Origin of the sequence: Paenibacillus sp. KACC 21273 (assembly GCF_028736095.1) — a bacterium.
In the GTDB taxonomy this organism is placed as follows: Bacteria; Bacillota; Bacilli; order Paenibacillales; family Paenibacillaceae; genus Saccharibacillus; species Saccharibacillus kyungheensis.
The window spans coordinates 4,883,988-4,903,932 of record NZ_CP117876.1 but is presented as its reverse complement, the minus strand read 5'-3'; the positions used below and the strand labels follow the sequence as shown (position 1 = coordinate 4,903,932).

The window sequence follows — 19,945 nt, the reverse complement described above, 5'->3', positions numbered from 1 at the left end:
GGACTGCTTTTGCCAGTCTATACATTTTCTGAAATATCTGCATGACCCATTTCTATCGTTGGAGCATGCATACAAAAAAAGCGCCTGTAGATCATCGAAATAAGATACATTTCGAGATTCAACAGACGCTTTCTTAATATATTATTTATTCAGCATCACGTTCAGTAGAGGAAGTATTCGCTTTTTTTCGGCGAGCACTTAACCACTTCCAACCGATCCATGCCGCTAGAACAACAAGAATCACAATCGCTACAGGTGTTAAATATTGAGAAGCGAGTGGACCGACTTCTTCCCAGCGAGGGCCTAACTTATAGCCTAGATATACATACAGACTGGTGATCGGTAACATAGCTGCAAATGTATAAATACTGAATTTCCAGACATTCATATTTGCCATCCCGCAAGGAATCGATACTGCGGTACGTACACCGGGGATAAATCTGCCGAAGAAAGCAACACCGCTACCATACTTTTCAAAAAACTGTTCGGCTTTGACGATTTCTTTTTCCCGAACTAAAAAGTATTTACCGAAGCGCAGAACTAACGGTCTGCCTCCATAACGACCCAGTGCATATAATGTTAATGGACCGGTTACACCACCGATCGTACCTGCTAGAATTACCAGAATCATATTGAAATCACCTTCATAGATCCAGAAGCCGGTGAGTGGAAGAACCAACTCTGCCGGGATGAATTCGAAGGTCAGGGCTAATGCAATGCCAACATAGCCCAGACTTTTGAATCCTTCGATCAGACCTATTAACCATTCATGCATAGGTTAATTATAGATCTTCTTTAATCTCTTTTTCGACTTCACGTACAGCATTGTCTTCGTCTTTGACTTCTACTTTGCTTGATAACAACCAACCGCAGACAGCGATCGCTACAAGCACAATATAGAACGATAATTTCCAGATCGTATTTTCAGGGAAATGCTCAGGCAATACACCTAGTGCTGGATGCGCAAGAGTGATAACCGCAAGCTTCACACCTACCCAACCTACGATAACAAACGCAGCAACTTCTAGACCTGGACGACTTTGCAACAATTTCACGAAATAAGAAGCGGCAAAACGCATAATGATTAGACCGATAAATCCACCCAAGAAGATAACGATAAAGTGTCCGCCATCCATACCGCCGATCGCAGGCAATCCACTTGCAGGCAATGCTACAGCTAGAGCAACAGCCGCTAAAATAGAATCGACAGCAAAAGCAATATCAGCAACTTCGACTTTGAATACCGTCATCCAGAAACCAGATTGCTTTTTAGGCTTACCGTCTGGCCCTGGTTCTTCAGCAGCTTGATCAATTTTGGAACGATGGGAAATAATTTTACGAATAATATGATTGAACGCGATATACAGAAGGTACAATGCACCAATCGCTTGAACCTGCCATACATCGACAAGGAACGAAATAATAAATAATGAACCTAGCCTGAAAACGAATGCACCGAATAATCCATAGAACAATGCTCTTTTACGTTCTTCTTCAGGTAAATGCTTAACCATAATTGCGAGTACCAAAGCGTTATCTGCTGCGAGCAGACCTTCCAGTACGATCAGTACAAGTAATACCCATCCGTACTCCAATAACAATGCTACATCCATAGAATTGCCTCCCTAAATCTCGTTTTTTTGTGCGTTAGTATATAAAAAAGACCTTTACCATGATTGGTAAAGGTCTCCCGAAAAATAACGAGTCTTCACCAAAACATGGTAAAGGTCTCGCTAACAATGTTTATCATTGCCAAGCAAAACCGGGGATAAATCCCGTAATGACGACTTTGCCTGTACAGCTACTCCCCTTTAACAGGAATATAGAGTTATGTGGTTAGTAAATCTCTTACAATTCTTACTTAACCATTATCTTGCTAAACAAATCATAAGCAATTTAAGAAAATAAGTCAATTATGTTAATGTAGTCATAGCGTTGATATCAGCATTATTATCGTTCATATCACTGGATTGACATAAAATAGGTTTGTTCTGTATTATGCTTTGCTGAATATCAATAATTCGCTGATTACGACTTCCCCGGTAACGCAAAGAAACATCGCGTTGTTGCTCTATAAATCTGCCATCGATCAGTACATCGCATAGATGTAGCAAAGAAACCGCACCCTCTACTGAAGAATGAATTAATTGTTCCCATGTGTATCCGCTATAGATCCAGATTGAGAAATCAGGAATCTGCTGACGCACTTGTTGAACAAAAGCAGACACTTCGATAGCGGAGAAGAAAGGGTCTCCTCCAGCTATCGTTAATCCGTCTAACAAAGGATTTTGCTTCATTTCGTCTATCAGTTGTTGCTGTAGCTTGTCTGTGAATCGTTCGCCTGCTTGAAACGACCAGGTGTGTCTGCTAAAACAACCACTGCAACCATGGCTACAACCACTGATAAAAATAACAGCTCGTAATCCATCGCCTTCATTGACCGACTCGGGAATATAACCGCAGATATTCATCGTGAATGTTTCAACCGATCCCGCACTTCAGCTTGCTTGGCAGGATTAAATCGAGTCTGATAATCACCGGTCAGATATCCTGTGACACGGCGCAAACGGGCGATAGGTACTTCTAATTCAGAGATACCACACGCAGGGCAATGACTTCCGATAATGCCTTCATGTCCACAACCAGTACACCGATCAATCGGATGATTAATACTAAAATAGCTGATCTGTTGAGCCAGCGCATACTGAATAATCTGGTACATGGCTTTGACATTGTGACGAGCGTTACCGTCTAGTTCTATATATGAAATGGCTCCTGCATTACAATAATGGTGAAAAGGTGCTTCTAGCTGGATTTTGCGAGCGGCTGTAATCGAATAATAGACAGGGATATGAAAAGAATTGGTATAATACTCGCGATCAGTTACTCCTTCAATCGAACCATAATATTCACGATCTATGTTAACGAATTTGCCGGATAATCCTTCTGCTGGCGTAGCCATTAATGAAAAATTAAGATTATATTTTTCGCTAAGCGCATCACAAGCTGTTCTCATATAAGCAATCAGTGAGAGTGCTTGCTCATACACCATATCATTTTCCCCGTGATGTTTGCCGTACAAAGCTTTCATACATTCCGCTAGCCCGATAAAGCCAATTGATAATGAACCATGCTTAATACAGTCTTCTACACGATCGTCAGGTGCAAGTAGATCGCCACCTTCCCATACCCCTTCACGCATCATAAAGTCAGACGCTTTGGCAGGTTGAGATGCTTGAAGACGGTAACGATGCAATAGTCCTTGAGCCGCAAGTTCAATACATTCATCAAGTTCTCGATAAAACCCTTGCTCATCGGCAACCGATCGTTGTCCGGTGATTCCATAATCGATGCCTAATTTCACAAGATTAATCGTATTAAAAGAAAGATTGCCTTTGCCAGACAGATGATTGCGTCCGAATCGATCTGCCATTACACGTGTACGACAACCCATCGTTGCAAATTCAGTATCCGGTTGACCTGGAATTTCATGTTCTCGATTGATTGGAGCATCCAGATTTGCAAAATTAGGATAAAGACGACGAGCTGAACAATCGATCGCTTGTAAAAATAAATCATAGTTAACTTCACCAGCTTGTTGATTCACCCCTTGTTTACATTTGAAAATCTGAATAGGGAAAATCGGTGTTTCTCCATGACCTAATCCACGTACAGTTGCAGAGAGTAGACATTGCACAATTAATCGTCCTTCTGTCGATGTACATGTGCCATAGTTAATGCTGGTAAATGGAATCTGTCCGCCACCACGACTGGACATTGTATTAAGATTATGGATAAGACTTTCTGCCGCTTGCAGTGTCTCGACTTTGGTTTCTTCAAGAGCATACTGATATGCACGCGGATAATCAGTAGCTAACACTTGATCATCCATGACTGCATTCTGAACGATCATTTCAACCATTTCGCTTTCTTCTTGAAAATAGCGGAATCCTTTGCGTAGATGCTTGCGAAATGATTTGGTTACATAAGGAGCAAGATCATAATCAAGCTTATTCGCTGCTACACCGCCATACTGCGAATTTTGCTGACATTGAAAAATAATCGCCACTTGCGCCATAGCAGTCATAATCGAATTAGGTGTGCGTAGACTACCGTTGCCACTACTGAATCCATCGCGCAATAATTTATCAAACGGAATAAAGATACAGTTCGTGGTACCGACAGCATAATGATCCAGATCGTGAATATAGATACGATTTTGGGCAACTGCTTCAGCGATTGGTTGAGGTAACAGTTGGCGTTTGGTATACCATTTCGCATACTCACTACCCAACCGACTCATTTTTCCAGAAAAGCTTGCTCCATTCAGATTAGCATTTTCACGTGCGGATTCGTGTTCACCTTCAATAATATGTTCGCCCATATCGAGTACCGATTGCAGTTCGGATGATATAGGAGGTGTTATGTAAGCTGATTTAGTATGTGGAGTCAAAATAGACATCAATCACACTTCCTCTCGTTAGAATATAAATAAAAATCCAACTCACAGATAAAGCAAAACCCGACATCATAAAGACAACTGGTGTCGGGTAGCAGAGATTACATATCGATCAAGTGAAGTCTATCTACAGATCATCACATTCCTAAAATAATTCGTTATTTCAATTATTATCTATATCTAGTTAACACTTTATTAATTTATATCAATATATTGATTATGTAAGTGATAATTGTCTCTTTACCTTTTGGATAAGTAGGGGTATGTAGTCATATATGAACGATCACAATGATGATAAACATGCATCAAACCTCAGAATGGGTAAACTATATAATAGACGAGTGTAATTTATTAAAGGAGGATACAAAAATGGCTATTGCTGAAGTGACCGTTATTCCGTTAGGAACAGGAAGTACCAGTATTAGTAGTTATGTAGCGCAGATGCAACGGGTATTAAGTGAGCAGACAGGTGTACAGACACAATTAACACCGATGAGTACGATTATTGAAGGTGAGATTGGAGATGTGATGAGAGCGATTCTGGCATTGCATGAATCTCCTTTTCAAGAGGGAGCAGGGCGTGTATCCACATCGATCAAAATTGATGATCGACGGGATCATCCAACATCAGCACAATATAAGTTAGATTCAGTGAATCAAAAGCTACAATCTTAAAAAAATAGAAAAAATGAATTTTAATGCGATTTTTAGGTGCATTTCATAAACTTTTAAGATACAGCGGTTATAGTAATGACATACCCCTTTTGAATATATAAGCATTACTGAACTCCATGGACTGCGACCGTGGAGTTCCTTTTTTTTGGAAGACATTATAAAGCAAGATACCTAAAATTGAAAAATTAATGTTTCTTTCAGGTTCGCCTAAGGTAATATTAAGATGTACCTATTATAATGACTGTAATAACCCCTTTTGAATTACTATACCTTGACCTCAGCGGCTGCGACCGTTGAGGTCTCTTTTTTTGTTTTGATAAAAAATTATACTTTCTGTGTAGATGGAGTGGTGTCTGATTTGGAGTATTTCCAAAGGGCAATCACAATAACGATCGTTACTAGACTCACAGGAATCCAGCTAAGCAAAAGAGGGGTATGCCGTTCTAACACAGTCGCTACGATGGCACCACAGGCATACAAAACAATTCCCAAAATGCGTAACCGGGATTCAGTTGATAATAATCGACTGGTCGACTGTGGATGACCAGACAACAGTTGACGTACATGAGCGACCATATCTTCTACAGCATTGACCAGATTATTGGTAAGTACAGTTGTAGAAATACCTGCTATACCTAATCGTCTAGCTGCAGTGGTCTGAATCCCCATCGCCATACTCAAACTACCCAGACATACAAATACAAGCGTTTCTGTCAAAGGAAGATAAGCGAGTAGAGCAAAGGTACATAATAAGCCCCATTCCACGATTAATGCTGTAGTCACACGATAGTACCAGAGCGAAGGAGACTTATCGCTTCCGATAATGATTGCGGCGATCATATTGCCGATGACGAATCCAACAAGTGCTGTAAGTACACGTGCAATCGCCAGATCGTGCAAGCGACCGAGTGACATACCGAGCACTACAATATTTCCTGTCATATTTGCTGTAAATACATGCTCTAGCCGCAAATAGCCTATCACATCTACTAATCCAGCAGTAAAACATAAACATAATAACAATACATAACGCAAATGATGCTTAGACATCGATCATACTCCAATCTGAATAAGACATAGAAATCCCCGGGAACCTCACCTGTAAACAGGTGTAGAAGTTCCCGGGGATGTGTGGGCATAATATCCAAAGGTTATGCCGGTTGATTGCAACCGAAAAGCCATATGTGTAAAAAATATCAGAAATATGTGATAAATCATTATATTCAAAGTTGCCGCGTATACAAAATACACTTCGTAGGAGCACGATTACTATAATCTGCCCAATCTGATGATAATATGGCTGCTGACTGCAGCTATTTTTAACCCGTAACCCCGAATTTGGAAATGGACGGGGACGGTTTTGGTTCGCTCTGTATTACATCTAAGTAACAGTTGAGTCCAAAACAACAAAAGCCCTACCTCTCTCTTGTCCTTGCGGCTCCGATGACCGCGCCAGTGTGAATCGGCAAACTTCAAATTTCTTGGGTTTTAATCATAAAGGAAATTTGAGATGATTCCGGCAGCATACCGAAAAAAGAATGCGAAGGATAAAACCGAGGGTTAAACAATAACAGTAATTATTATACGCTTATTTCAGATAAAAAGCAAGAATTAACTTTTAGACCATAGACTGTATATTTTACAAAAGAAAAAGAACACTCTATGATCTAGAATGTTCTTTTTGTATATATGATCTACGTTAGACTTAGTAGATTAATAAGTTTTGTTGATTGTGATCATGCCGTTACTTACGTTCATGTCCCACTCGAAGTTGTCTACGAACCAACGTACAGGTACAAGTGTTTGTCCGTTACGAGAGATAACCATATCGTTCAAACCTTTACGCATGTTGTCTACTTTGTATACTTTAGAGTTAACCCAGAACTCATAACGTTGGATACCTGTATCCAACCAAGTTGTAGATGTTTCTTTGTTGTAAGATACTTTCATGTTTGCATTCATTGCAAGGTAACGCAATGGTACATATGTAGTTCCTTTATATACAACAGGAGCCATTGGCATAGACATTGAAGCGCCGTTTACCATGTACATTTTACTTCCCATTGTAAATTGAATTACTTTTGTTTTTAATTCAGGACTCATATCTGCTGTTGTAGGTGTTGCTGCGAATGCTCCAGCAGCTGGTAACAATAGGGATAATCCAAGTACAGGTGCTAGCAATTTGTTTAATTTCATGTGTAGTGCTCCTTCGTCTAATAGATATATTTTTTGCTCTCTTACTAACTTATAAACCAATTTACCGATTACTAATCAGCTAATAATTAAAAAAAATGACAATAGAGTAATATTTAGCAGGGAATACAAAAATTAAAGATAAAATCTTGTATACATCAGCTAACAATTCATAAAAACAACACCTTGCGCATTGAATCTGCACAAGGTGTCGCCATGTGGACAATCATGAAGTATAAATATGAAATATGATGCTACCTAGCAAACGAGATATTAATACGTTTTGCTAATCGTGATCGTATTATTATTTACACTCATGTTCCATTCAAAGTTATCTGCAAACCAACGTACAGGGATTAAAGTCTGTCCGTTACGAGAGATAACCATATCGTTCATGCCTTTACGCATGTTGTCTACTTTGTATACTTTAGAATTCACCCAGAACTCGTAACGTTGGATACCTGTATCCAACCAAGTTGTAGCTGTTTCTTTAGTGTAGAATACTTTCATATTTGCATTAGCTGCAAGGTAACGCAATGGCACATATGTTTTACCATTGTATACTGTAGCTTTAGTGCTCATAGTCATCGATACGCCATTTACCATATACATTTTGCTACCAGGTGTAAATTGAATTACTTTTGTTTTCAATTCAGGGCTGGTATCAGCGCTAGTACCATTCCCTCCACCTGTAGAAGGTGTTGTTGGTGGTGTAGCTGGCATATTAGGCATGTTCGGCATAGATGGTGTAGTTGGTGTTGTAGGAGTCGGAGTTGCAGTACCGCCGAATTTGGCAGGGTATTGCATAACGATTGCTTCACTCAAAATGTCTCCAAATCCAAACATGTGGTGATAAGCCATACGTTCTTCAGAATAAGCTGTTGTGTAATCTTTAGCTACATAAGAATCGAATGCTTTAAGCAACATTCCGATATGTTCTGCAAGCCCAGATTCAAGAGCAGCTTGAGGCAAGTTAGGGTTAGCATCTGCGAAGAATTTCGCTTGTTTTACTTTGTATTCTGCTAATTCATCAACTGCTTTTTTCTTCGCTGTTGCATCGCCAGCAGCTGTTGCTTTTACATAATCTACAAAGTATCCAATATGAGAAGCCCAGATTGTTTTGAAAGCAGCGCCAGCTTCGTTACCATATACAGAAGCAACAGCAGCACTCAAATCATCTGTGTTTTTGTTAAGTAGAGCAGCGGCTTGTTCAAAATCAGGAGCACCGTCAACTCCTTTTTGCATTGCCCACGCAGCTAATGTTGCATGCTCGCCCAAGATGATACCTAGAGCAGAGCGCAAGTCAGAAGCTCCCATTGTAGACATATCTGTTGTAAATTTGTCAGGATATTGTTTTACAATTGCAGCGCTTAATGTATCACCAAACATAAACATATGTTTGTAAGCTTCATCTGCTGTTGTATATGCTTTTGTATAATCTTTAGCTACATAAGCATCAAATGCAGTCAACAGCATATTGATATGTTCTTCCAGTCCTGCTTCTAGTGCAGCTTGTGGCAAATTAGGATTTGCGTCTGCAAAGAACTTGGCTTGTGTTACTTTATATTCTGCTAATTCGTCTTTCGCTTTTTGTTTAGCAGCGCTATCGTTTGCAGCGGTTGCTTTTACATAATCCACGAAATATCCGATATGCGAAGCCCAGATCGTTTTGAAAGCAGCGCCAGCTTCATTACCATATACGGAAGCAACAGCAGCACTCAAATCATCTGTATTAGCATTTAGAGCAGCGGCAGCTTGATCGAAATCAGCTTTGCCATCAATTCCTTTTTGCATTGCAATAATAGCTAGCAACGCATGTTCTCCAAGAACTTGCCCCAATGCTGAACGAAGATCAGCTTTAGCGCCTTTAGTTGTTGCAGCGGCAGCTCCTGCTGTTGTTGGTAAGATCAATACAACTGCCATTAGCAGAATACCAATCTTAGATAGAACAGACTTGTACATGTTTCCACTCTCCTTAGGTAATTTGGGATCAGTTACATTGTGTTCATCAAACAGGTACTTCATAGAAGAATACGCTTACTTTAGAGCAGTGGATCATCTTTCCTGAAAAAAATTAAAAATGTTTAACTGAATTGTAACCCCTTTGTGACGCATTTCTTAAAAATGTAACAACTAAACTGCTTACTCTAATTTAATAAGCTATTCACTTAGACTTGAACCAAATTTCCAAAAATAAACTTTTAATGTAAATAAAGCAGAGAAGCAATAATATTTTTTAAAAAGTCATCCATAGCAAATTTTCTTGCGAAGGTTATAATATAAGGGAACAGGAAAGGAGCCCTTGGATGAACGATATAGCAGAAGACAGAGAACTTATGCGACGGATTTCCCAAAAAGATGCCGAAGCACTTGAATGCATATATGACCGTTATGAACGGGCAGTGTATTCGTTCGCCTATCGGATTGTACAAGACACGATGGCAGCAGAAGAAGTAGTACAAGAATTATTTCTGCGTGTATGGAATCATGCAGAGCGTTACGATCAAAGCCAGGGGAAACTATCTACATGGATGTTTACGATTACGCGTAATATCGCTGTAGATATGTTACGACGCAAATCATCGCGGGCACCTGTTGACCCTACTAAAGATGAAACACTTCGTGGTATACCTGATATGAAGGCCAATACCGAAGAGCAAGTGACGCTGAACTGGGAGCGGCAGCGTATTAAAGAAGCAATGGATGAATTGAGAGAAGATCAGAAGCAAGTGATTGAATCTATATATTTTCAAGGATTGACTCAGCATGAAGTCTCCGAGCGATATAGTATTCCGCTAGGAACCGTCAAGAGCAGAGTAAGACTTGCCATAAGGCAGCTTCACAAGAAGCTTGCTGGAGCGGTGAGGGGGGAAAACTATTTATGAATAATGATAATCAATATAATAAAAATGAACTAAACGATATGATTGAAATGTATGTACTGGGCGGTTTGGATCCAGAAGAACAAGCACAGTTCGAAGCATACATGAAAGAAGATGAACAATGCCGTCTGGCGGTTGAAGAACTTCGGGAGGTGATGGACATTTTGCCATTCGCCGTTGAAGACGTTGCGCCACCAAAAGGTATGAAGAATCGTGTGTTGAGTCATATACTTACACCTAGCCATACAGAACAGACGATATCAGATGATCGGGGAACCACTCCTATAGAAGTGGAAAAATCATCGGATGAGTCTATTGTGAAGCCAGCAGTCGTATACAGTGCGCAAGAAGATAAAGCATGGACAAAAGATAAAAACAAAGGCAGATTCTGGCGCATTGCTACTACATTTGTTGCCGCTGCTGCTGTTATTATAGGAGTATATGCTTCTAATTTACGCGGGGAGATTGACAGTTTACAGCAACAATTAGCTATTTCAAGTACGCAGGTGAATAGTCTACAAGGAAAATTAGCGACTGTTTCTATGCCTACACAAGGGCTTAAAGTAGATGAAGCAGTGAAGCTGAATCCAGCTACAGCCGATATTGTTGCGCAGGGACTCGCATCAATTGTTATTGATGATAAGGGAACCCATTTACTTGTTCAAGCAGATAACTTACCCAAGCTAAAAGGTAAACAAGCGTTTCAAGTCTGGTTGATTAAAGGTGATGTGAAGCAAAGTGCAGGAACGTTCCTTACTCAAGACGGAACAGGAGCGATGTATTATACATTCAAACCAGAAAATTATGACACCATTGCGATTACACTTGAACCGGATGAAAAAGGGGATCAACCAAGAGGACCTGTTATTCTGGCAGCAGAGATTCAGGGGTAACCAGTTTACTTTCATCTCGTGTTCGATCATATATGTACACCTATAACAAGCGCCCTCCCATTATTGGAAGAGCGCTTGTTTTGTGTATAGGCAACAGAAAAGAATTTGGCTACATCATGTAAGAGGTGGAGACGTAGGATCGATCTCACCTGTAAATAATTTGCGAATATCTTCACGTTTGGCTTTGGGCCCGAGTAGATACACTTTATCACCTGCTAGCAACACAGTATTGCCGCGTGGTGTCAGTATTTCTTCATTACGAATCAATGCAGTGATCAATACACTTTGAGGTAAATGGATATCTTGAATTTCTCGATTGATCATACAACTTCGCTTATCCAGAGTAAGATGGCTAATCTCTGAAGTGGTACGACCGGTCGCTACAAGTTCAATAATCGAAGGTTGTTGATCCGGTATATTTTCAGTTAAACCTAATTTTTCTGCGAGCGATGATATGGTCGTTCCTTGAATAAGAGCAGAAGACAGAACGATAAAAAAGACCACATTAAAAAATAAATGTCCATTAGGCACACCTGCTAATAGCGGATACGTTGCCAGTACAATCGGAACAGCTCCGCGAAGCCCTGCCCATGCTACCAGTGTTTTTTCACGAAATGAAAATTTACTAATCAATAGACTGGCATATACCCCAAGAGGTCTGGCTACTAGAATCAATAAGACCGATAAAATAATCCCTTGCCATGCTACAGCAGGTAATTGTGAAGGGAAGACGAGCAGACCGAGTAATACAAACATTAATATTTGCATAATCCAGCCAAAACCCTGATTGAACTGTAAAATAGAACGTCGATACGTTAGATCAGAATTCCCCATCACTAGAGCCATCACATATACACCCAAAAAACCGCTAGCATGAGTGAGTGAACTTACCCCGTATGTAAAAAGTGCGGCTGAAATCGCCAGTACTGGATATAAACTCGCTGTCTCAAAATTAATTTTGTTAATCAGCATTACCGCAAGCTTACCGCAAATAATACCGAGTACCAGTCCAAAACCCATTTCCCAGAAAAATGAAAAGATTTTGCTCCAAATGCTAATCGAAGGATCTTGAATTAATTCGATAAACATAATCGTTAAAAATACCGCCATCGGATCGTTACTACCAGATTCAGCTTCCAGCGTAGACGTAATTTTCTTGCTGACATTTTTACTGCCAAGCACAGAGAAAACGGCTGCTGCATCGGTCGAGCCTACAATCGCTCCAAATAATAATCCTTCGGTAAGACTTACCCCTAAAATCAAATGAGCAAAATAACCGATAATAAAAGTAGTTAGCAATACACCTATTGTAGCCAGAGATAAAGCAGGACGAATCACAGGCTTTACCATATCCATCCTTGTCTGCATCCCGCCTTCAAACAAAATAATGACAAGTGCTAATACCCCGAACCATTGAGTGATAAAAGCATTATCATAATAAATAAAACGTCCGAGTCCCATACCAGCTAGTATAAAAAACACAAGTGCAGGCATCCCGAAACGAGAAGAAAATTTGGTAGAAAGCACGCCAATCAGTAGAAGGCTTCCAAGAAGTAAGATCAAATTACTGGTCATTTCTGTTGTATGCATAGGCAAGCCCCTTTTTATCGTAAAATATATCTATAGTTATATATTAAGCTTTTATATATAAACGAAATCATCTTTATAAAAACATCAACTTTTAAACAGGTAGAACCGAAATAAATAAAGTAAGAATCAATTGCTAGTTTATCAAGTGACGTATTTAGGAAAAGAGGAGACTACTTTGAAGTCATATCGAACGTTCCTCAAGCAAATTTTATTGAATTATATTATCGGATCGGTGATTGCAGTCGCTGTCGTTGGCGGATTATTTGTTTTAACAACGGTTGATGCACCACTCTTACAAAATATAAGAATGGTTGGCATTATGATGTTTTCGTTTGTCGTGATGTTAGGGCTTGAAAGTATTGTATTTAGACATCATATCCGTAGGATTCGTGAAGCATGTGTGATTGATTTTCCAACAGAAGAAATGATCAAACGCGCTTATATCCAACTACATAAATTTCCCAAGCTATCAGTGTATCGCATTATGTTGCCGCATTTTTTAGGATTAACTGTGCCGGCATTGATACTGATGATTATTTGTATGGGAAAAGGTTGGATTACGTTACCCACCTACTATTTGTGGATCGGCGGCGCAGGAGCATTAATGGTAGCGAGTATGCACGCTTTTATTGAATTTTTTCTAACAGCTTCCGCGATTCGTCCGATGTTGATCCTGATGAAAGAACGTCTGCATCGTCTGTATGGCAAAGATATTTTGGAATTAGGGCAAGTTCATGTATCGGTTCGTCGTAAATTTCAATGGAGTATTTTTTTGATCGGTGTGTTTCCATTAGTGTTATTTAGTCTGGCGGCGCAGATACGCTTGCAAGAAATGACAGGCATGCAAAGTGGCGAATATTGGAGCTGGGCAGGTGCTGTTATTCTAGTCAGTATCGCTTTTAGTATTGTTGGAGCACAGTTATTGGCAAGAGATGTAGAGCATCCTATTCGTAATCTGTACAGCGAGATGGAACATGTCAAAAACGGTGATTTTAGCGGAGAAGCGGAAGATTATTATTCAGATGACTTTTCGCTATTGATTTCAGGATTTAATCATATGATCAAAGGATTACAATTGCGTGATCGTCGTAGTGCTCAATTGCAGGATAGTTATTTTGCTACATTAGCGGCGGCGCTGGATGCGCGTGATCCCTATACAGCCGGGCATTCGTTACGTGTAGCTGAATATGCTGTCATTATTGGTGAAAATGCTGGTCTAAATACGTATGAATTGGATCGCTTACGCAAAACAGCTTTGCTTCATGATATCGGTAAGATCGGAATTACAGATTCGGTATTGCTCAAAGACGGTAAGCTGACAGATGAAGAATTTGATCAGATCAAAAAACATCCGGCTCTAGGTGAAAGTATTTTACAACAGGTCGAACCAAAAGATGCGATGCAACCGTATTTGCCAGGTGTACGTTCTCATCATGAGCGTTATGATGGCAAAGGCTATCCTGACGGGTTACAAGGTGAAGATATTCCGTTATTCGGACGGATTATTGCTGTAGCGGATGCGTATGATGCGATGACATCGAACCGACCTTATCGTAAAGGAATGCCTTCCGAAAAAGCGATTATGATTTTGGAAGAAGGACGGGGAACTCAGTGGGACCCGCAATTTGCTTCGATTTTTATTGATAGTTATCGTAAGAAAAAAGAGCTGATCTCCTAAGGGATCGGCTCTTTTTTTGGTTGGGTGAGGATTGAGATCATGTTGGATAGAAGTGGAAAAAGTTGCGCTTATGGTGCCAAGCGCTGGATGTAAGATATTTTGCTATGCAAAAATCATGGTTGATTAGAGTAGAAGAAATCGCGCTTATGGTGCCAAGCGCTGGATGTAAGATATTTTGCTGTGCAAAAATCATTGTTGATTGAAGTAGAAGAAGTCGCGTTTATAGTGCTAAACGCTTAAGGAATTAGTTTTGTTTTTTTCGCTTTTTCTGCCATTTTTTCAGTTAGTGGTCCTAATGGTTTTTTGAATACAACTGCAAATAGCATAAACAATATCATAAATCCGATCAGATACAGTACATCTCGATACACTGTCTCCATCAGCATCCCGCCGACTGCTTCACGTAGCACTTCTACAGCGTAGGTGAATGGGAACCATGGATGTAATGCTTGGAAAAAAGTACTGGTCATACTGACAGGGAATGTACCACCTGAACTTGAAAATTGCAGTACAAGCAAAATGATAGCCAGTCCTTTACCGATATTGCCGAATACCGATACGAGTGTATAGGTTAGTGTTACAAAAACCATACTGATCAATATACTTAATCCGACAAACCAGACTTTATCGACAACATATGCACCTAATATAAAGATATCTCCAAGCGAAATAATAAGCGCTTGTATCATACCGATCGTCATAAAGGTAAACATTCGACCAAAATAAATCTGATACGGACGGTAACGTTTTTCTATATCTTCGACTTCGACTTTGAACATAGATACTAATAACATTGCGCCTACCCAGATGGAAAGGGTGGTGTAAAATGGCGACATCGCTGAACCATAGTTAGGAATCGGATAAGTGCGATTTTCTTCTAGCTGTACTGGACTTGATAAAAAGTCACTTTCTTGCTGAATATCTCCTTTTAACCATTTGATAATTTGGGACAGCTCGCTATCACTATTTTTGAGCAGTCTGACTTTATTGGCTGCACTGTGCACCGATTTTTCAAGTCCCGGTAGATCATCACGTATAAAATCGCCTACTTTATGCACCGCATTTTCGGCTTCTGGTAATTTATTTTGGATCAAATCTGTAATTTTATCTAACTCTTTTTCTGCTTTGGGTAGATCGTTACGTACAAAATCGGCGGCATCATGAACTTTCGTTTCAATACCGGGCAGATCGTTATTTACAAAGTCAGCCGCATTATTAATAAGCTTGGTGAACTCGGCCATTTTGCTTTGTAATAATTGATTAGCCTCATGTAATTTTTTCTCAATACTCGGAAGATCAGTCTGCAATTGTTTCAATTCTTCTTGACCGAACTGTACTCCGCTCTGAGCATCATTTAGCACCGCTTCAACATCGGGTAACTTTTGCTGAGCCGTCTGCAACACACTTGCTGCATCTTTGGCTACGGTTCTAAGATTGTCCAGCCCTTGATTAATATCAGGTACGATCTGACTATCATAGATTGAGATGATATCCCCTAATGTATCGCTAGCATCTGTAGACAATTGACGAAGATTGTTCAAAATATCTTCAGCAGGTTGTTGACCATTGGTGATCGCTTGCTGAATACTGCGTACCAGTTCCAATTGACGTTCAAATTTGTCATGTACCGTATTGAGTCGACTGATTGGATTATCCAGCGGATGGTTCGGCAATACATTATTAAGACGCGTTAATAGATCGGTAGTGCGCTCGATAATACCGACAGCACGAGATAAGCGTGTATCTAGAAATGAGAGAGCATCCAGAGCCGCTTGCGGATCAATATCTGCGCCTTGAATTGCATCGACTAATTGAGTAGTCGCATCGGCTGTTTGTTGTAACAGAACTAGATTTTGACGAATAATCGGTGCCACTGAATCAAAAGCACCATCATTTTCATCTAAAAAAGTATTAACTCGATTGGTAAAATCAGCGCTGATATCTGTAATTTCTTTTACTTTTGGCAATGCTTCTTGAGCAGCTGTAATAATACCGGATAATTTGTCAGCATCCTCAATCGCTTGGTTGAGTGCATCTTCTACTTTGTAAAAGTTTTTATCAAGTTCGCTCACTTTATCTGCGGCGGCTTGAATTTCGGGTAGTCGTTTTTGTAACAATAAAATCTGATTGCCTGCTTCTTTGATCTTCGGCAGATTATCTTCTACTTTGAGAATCATATTACCGGCGGCTTCGATCTCAGGAATTCGTTTTTGCAAAGCGACAATTTTTTGTGCTTGGGCATCGATTTGTGGAAGCTTTTTCTCTAGCTCTAAAGCTTTATCCGCAAATTCATCAATCTCTGGTAAGCGTGCTTCTACTGTCAAAATTTTATTTTCAATATTGCGAATCGTTGGAAGTTCTTCTTCGAATTTGATTCCAGCGTCTTGCATTTTGGTAAGCACTGCTTCACTGGCAGTTTCTACAAATTCATCGCTGATCTGTTGTGTAATCGTAGTAGCACCTTTATCAGTAATTTTGGGCGCAACTGCACTGATTTTTTCGTTTACAGTATAGATAATTTTAGGCTTTACCGGATTATCGGTTAGAATACTACCAATTTTTTTGGAAAAGTCAGATGGAATAAGTAGGCTGGCGTAATATTCGCCTGTATCGACACCATGTCTAGCGGTATCTTCATCTACAAATGTCCAACCTAATGTTGTGTTCTTTTTCAGATTCTCTAGTACTTGATCACCGACATTAATCTCTTTTCCTTCAATTGTGGTTCCTTTATCTTGAGAAGTGATGGCAATTTTGATACCTGACGTATTGCTGTAGGGGTCCCACATCGCTTTGAGGTTAAACCACGCGTATACCGAAGGTAATAACATAATCGCAATGACTAACAAAATACCTGTAGATACACCGAAAATGTTTTTCCAATCACTTTTATAAATATTCCAAATGTTTCTCATAACTTCGTTATACCACCTAATCGCCTATAATAAATTCAATACTTCATACTATCATTTAACCTCTAACTCCTTACACTACCCTAACGATTCAGAAGTAAAAGGTCAGGTTAAATACAACGTAGGATAGCTTATATATTAATCCTTCAACAGGTTGTATGCCTTGAGTATGGATAATAAACGCTACAGGCTCAACAAGCAAGTGAATATTATCTTTTTATTTAGGTAGGCTATCTATTTATTTTATTGTACCACAATTTTCATATGGATGTGCTTTGAGTCAAATAAGTCAGTATCAGCATCTGATCGGCATATCTATACCTATCAATGTTGATCCAACCCAAAATGATAAAGGAGCGAATAACAATGAATGATGATATTATCAAAGGTAAATGGACGCAATTTAAAGGTGAAGCGAAAAAGCAGTGGGGTAAATTGACCGATGATGATCTAGATGTGATCAACGGTGAAAAAGAGAAGTTTATCGGGAAATTGCAAGAACGTTACGGTCATAGTAAAGAAGCGGCTGAAGAAGAGTACAATACGTGGAGCAAACGACATTACGAAAATGATGCTAATAACACGTTGTTATAAGCTGTACATTTATAATTTTGCAATTTAGACTTGCCAGAATGGTCAAAGTATCGTAGAATTGGTCTTGCATGTGACTAACAACGACATAGATGGCACATAACATAAAGGGCGATTGTAATATCCTTAATCGGGGATATCACAATCGCCTTATTCATTTGTAATGGGAAAATGATTGGGATGCTGGGGGGCGCGTGGTGAGGCGCTGCGAGAAGGGGATCTTCTTGGCGTCGCTGGTGAACGATGATCCCTTGAATAACCGCTATGCGGTGGGGATCACCGTTCACCAGCGACTTTCAGAAGATTCCCCTTCTCTTCGCTCACTACGTGCTGGAGCATACAGTAATGATTTTCTTGCGGCTCTGCCGCTGTGGGAGTGGCAGGGTGAGTCAAGGAATGAGTTTGGTAAGGGATATAGAACAATATATAATAAGTATGAATTTGTACAGAAATAATATTTAAAAAGATATTAGGATATAGTCTGTGTAATAGAAAGAGTTATAATTTATGTACGGATAGAATCAAGGGATGGTTTACTTTTAAGTAGGAATAAAATTAAGATATATTATATTTGAAAATATTACGTATAAAATACTACATATGAAAAGTAAAAAGCTGATGACAAAGGGGGAGAATGGACCGCTTTGCATCAGCTTTTTTATTTTTTTATAAATAGATTTAGAGTGGAAGTAGGGCAACTTGGGAGCGTTGACCGACTTGGGTAACCATTTGTTCCCATGCTTCTGGTTTTTGAGCGAGAACGGCGTAATAGCGACGTAGGAACTTTTCGATTAGTGATCCAGGTAGAGATGTGGTCGTTGGATCATAAGCTAGAAAGCAGAAATCGAGTTCAGATACAGCTTCGCCATCGTTGTTCCATGATGGGTGAATATAAGGGAAGTCTAGTTTGCGATAACCCAGATGAGACAGAACTTCACGACGGACAAAAGGGTCCATTGGTTTGATGCCACCGAATTCATGATGTTCGATACGGTAAGGATCGTAGATTTCAGCGAACATCCCGAATAATTCTTTGCCTGCTTCGCTAGCGACTTGTTGTAGATCAGCTTGACGTTGATTAGCTAGAAAAGCTCCGATACCTAGACCGGGTTCACCGATAATCGTAAAGTCAGTCATCGCCACATTATCATCTTCGTAATAACGATACTCGGTAGCCCCAACGACTTTGCCTTCATGTACAGCTACAAACACACGAATACCCGGATCTTCTAACGGTTCTTTCCAAAGATCAAACGATAATACTTCTTCTGCCGGGAAAATACGTCCCATCAAACCATGCATATCTGCAAATAAAGGATCTTCAATATTCGTAATACGTACAAATTCCATCAGTATAGTCATCCTTTCAAGTTACGTGTAATTAGGAGCGGATTCTGCCATTCCATCAACACAGCATAATGGAGCGATTCTTCATCGTCTAAATAATGTTCGATAATCGTGAGCGGTGTTCGTCCACAGCGGAGCAGAAATGATATTACAGGATCATACAATGTTCCTTGCGTGATCGCTTCTACATACTGCTCTGGTGTATAGTCCTGAGCGACCTGATGATAACCGGGCATACGACCTGCACCTAGTAATCGTGTAAGCCCCATCGCTGTGACGACTTCATACATGGACTGCATGAGTAATTTACCAAGCCCCCATTGCCGATAATGAGGATGTACACATAAATCGGCAACGTACAATGTATCTCCTGTCGGTTGATGATTGCGAATATACCCGTTATCTGTGACTTCTTCCCAGGTGTGTTGTGGATGATTAGGGTCGAAATCAATCAATAATGAAGTCATTGAACCTGCTAGCACACCATCAATTTCAATACAAAGTGCACCTTGAGGAAAGCGTGTTATATGTTCATGCAGTTGCTCGGTATTCCACCATAGCTCAGAAGGATAAGGCGGTGGAAAAGCAGCACGCTGAATCTCTATTAAATGTTCAAAATCTTTTTGTGTATATGACCGGACAATAGCAGGATATGGGGTGCGGTTATGGAATACATAACATGATTTATAATATGATGGAAGAGTACCTTCATTCATCGTCATATG

Annotated in this window: 17 protein-coding genes; 6 read left to right on the top strand and 11 right to left on the bottom strand. The window is 39.9% G+C overall.

Annotation, left to right across the window (positions count from 1 at the left end; all coding sequences use genetic code 11):
• Nucleotides 1-145 precede the first annotated feature (145 nt).
• From PQ460_RS21535 to PQ460_RS21520, 4 genes are all read right to left on the bottom strand, one after another.
• Nucleotides 146-775, bottom strand: coding sequence for a DedA family protein (locus tag PQ460_RS21535; protein ID WP_273614654.1), 630 nt, complete (start codon nucleotides 773-775; stop codon nucleotides 146-148).
• A 7-nt stretch (nucleotides 776-782) separates the two neighbouring features.
• The gene (locus PQ460_RS21530; RefSeq protein WP_204826480.1) at nucleotides 783-1,613 is read right to left on the bottom strand and encodes a TerC family protein; all 831 of its coding nucleotides are present in this window, start codon (nucleotides 1,611-1,613) and stop codon (nucleotides 783-785) included.
• Between the two features lie 300 nt (nucleotides 1,614-1,913).
• The gene (gene nrdG, locus PQ460_RS21525; RefSeq protein ID WP_274171125.1) at nucleotides 1,914-2,471 is read right to left on the bottom strand and encodes an anaerobic ribonucleoside-triphosphate reductase activating protein; all 558 of its coding nucleotides are present in this window, start codon (nucleotides 2,469-2,471) and stop codon (nucleotides 1,914-1,916) included.
• Nucleotides 2,468-4,462, bottom strand: a complete 1,995-nt coding sequence (locus PQ460_RS21520; protein ID WP_274171124.1) for an anaerobic ribonucleoside triphosphate reductase — start codon at nucleotides 4,460-4,462, stop codon at nucleotides 2,468-2,470. Before PQ460_RS21520 ends, nrdG begins: the two co-directional genes overlap by 4 nt.
• 366 nt (nucleotides 4,463-4,828) lie before the next feature.
• On the opposite strand from PQ460_RS21520, the gene PQ460_RS21515 reads away from it, so the two are divergent.
• Nucleotides 4,829-5,134: an MTH1187 family thiamine-binding protein gene (locus tag PQ460_RS21515; RefSeq protein ID WP_274171123.1), complete on the top strand. Its 306-nt coding sequence runs from the start codon at nucleotides 4,829-4,831 to the stop codon at nucleotides 5,132-5,134.
• Nucleotides 5,135-5,458: 324 nt separating this feature from the next.
• Here the strand turns inward: PQ460_RS21515 and PQ460_RS21510 are convergent, their stop codons facing one another.
• The 3 genes from PQ460_RS21510 to PQ460_RS21500 all read right to left on the bottom strand — a co-directional run bounded on the left by PQ460_RS21510 (nucleotide 5,459) and on the right by PQ460_RS21500 (nucleotide 9,289).
• Entirely contained in the window at nucleotides 5,459-6,184 is a 726-nt protein-coding gene (locus PQ460_RS21510) for a YoaK family protein (RefSeq protein ID WP_274171122.1), read from the bottom strand.
• A gap of 663 nt (nucleotides 6,185-6,847) precedes the next feature.
• The gene (locus tag PQ460_RS21505; protein ID WP_273614659.1) at nucleotides 6,848-7,330 is read right to left on the bottom strand and encodes a copper amine oxidase N-terminal domain-containing protein; all 483 of its coding nucleotides are present in this window, start codon (nucleotides 7,328-7,330) and stop codon (nucleotides 6,848-6,850) included.
• Nucleotides 7,331-7,600: 270 nt separating this feature from the next.
• The gene (locus tag PQ460_RS21500) at nucleotides 7,601-9,289 is read right to left on the bottom strand and encodes a copper amine oxidase N-terminal domain-containing protein (RefSeq protein WP_274171121.1); all 1,689 of its coding nucleotides are present in this window, start codon (nucleotides 9,287-9,289) and stop codon (nucleotides 7,601-7,603) included.
• 344 nt (nucleotides 9,290-9,633) lie between these two features.
• Between PQ460_RS21500 and PQ460_RS21495 the strand changes: the two genes are divergently transcribed.
• Both PQ460_RS21495 and PQ460_RS21490 read left to right on the top strand, forming a co-directional pair.
• Nucleotides 9,634-10,212: an RNA polymerase sigma factor gene (locus tag PQ460_RS21495; RefSeq protein ID WP_273614661.1), complete on the top strand. Its 579-nt coding sequence runs from the start codon at nucleotides 9,634-9,636 to the stop codon at nucleotides 10,210-10,212.
• Nucleotides 10,209-11,102 carry an anti-sigma factor domain-containing protein gene (locus PQ460_RS21490; protein ID WP_274171120.1) on the top strand — a complete coding sequence of 298 codons (894 nt, stop codon included), beginning with the start codon at nucleotides 10,209-10,211 and terminating at the stop codon, nucleotides 11,100-11,102. The genes PQ460_RS21495 and PQ460_RS21490 overlap by 4 nt, the downstream gene beginning before the upstream one ends.
• Nucleotides 11,103-11,216: 114 nt before the next feature.
• Here PQ460_RS21490 and PQ460_RS21485 read toward each other — a convergent pair whose 3' ends face one another.
• On the bottom strand, nucleotides 11,217-12,692 hold the full coding sequence (locus tag PQ460_RS21485) for a potassium/proton antiporter (protein WP_274171119.1): 1,476 nt from the start codon (nucleotides 12,690-12,692) through the stop codon (nucleotides 11,217-11,219).
• A 175-nt stretch (nucleotides 12,693-12,867) separates the two neighbouring features.
• Between PQ460_RS21485 and PQ460_RS21480 the strand changes: the two genes are divergently transcribed.
• On the top strand, nucleotides 12,868-14,370 hold the full coding sequence (locus tag PQ460_RS21480; protein ID WP_274171118.1) for an HD-GYP domain-containing protein: 1,503 nt from the start codon (nucleotides 12,868-12,870) through the stop codon (nucleotides 14,368-14,370).
• A gap of 236 nt (nucleotides 14,371-14,606) precedes the next feature.
• On the opposite strand, the gene PQ460_RS21475 is transcribed toward PQ460_RS21480, so the two are convergent.
• Nucleotides 14,607-17,285 carry a YhgE/Pip domain-containing protein gene (locus tag PQ460_RS21475; RefSeq protein ID WP_274171117.1) on the bottom strand — a complete coding sequence of 893 codons (2,679 nt, stop codon included), beginning with the start codon at nucleotides 17,283-17,285 and terminating at the stop codon, nucleotides 14,607-14,609.
• 363 nt (nucleotides 17,286-17,648) lie between these two features.
• Between PQ460_RS21475 and PQ460_RS21470 the strand changes: the two genes are divergently transcribed.
• Together PQ460_RS21470 and PQ460_RS21465 are read left to right on the top strand one after the other, a co-directional pair.
• Nucleotides 17,649-17,876 (top strand): CsbD family protein, encoded by a 228-nt coding sequence (locus PQ460_RS21470; RefSeq protein ID WP_204826491.1) that lies wholly within the window; start codon nucleotides 17,649-17,651, stop codon nucleotides 17,874-17,876.
• 221 nt (nucleotides 17,877-18,097) lie between these two features.
• A complete protein-coding gene (locus tag PQ460_RS21465) occupies nucleotides 18,098-18,328 on the top strand; it encodes a hypothetical protein (protein WP_274171116.1) in 231 nt (76 codons plus the stop codon).
• Between the two features lie 223 nt (nucleotides 18,329-18,551).
• On the opposite strand, the gene PQ460_RS21460 is transcribed toward PQ460_RS21465, so the two are convergent.
• Together PQ460_RS21460 and PQ460_RS21455 are read right to left on the bottom strand one after the other, a co-directional pair.
• Complete coding sequence (locus PQ460_RS21460) at nucleotides 18,552-19,223, bottom strand: GNAT family N-acetyltransferase (RefSeq protein ID WP_274171115.1); 672 nt, start codon at nucleotides 19,221-19,223, stop codon at nucleotides 18,552-18,554.
• Nucleotides 19,224-19,231: 8 nt separating this feature from the next.
• Nucleotides 19,232-19,942: a GNAT family N-acetyltransferase gene (locus tag PQ460_RS21455; protein WP_443147177.1), complete on the bottom strand. Its 711-nt coding sequence runs from the start codon at nucleotides 19,940-19,942 to the stop codon at nucleotides 19,232-19,234.
• Nucleotides 19,943-19,945: the final 3 nt, after the last annotated feature.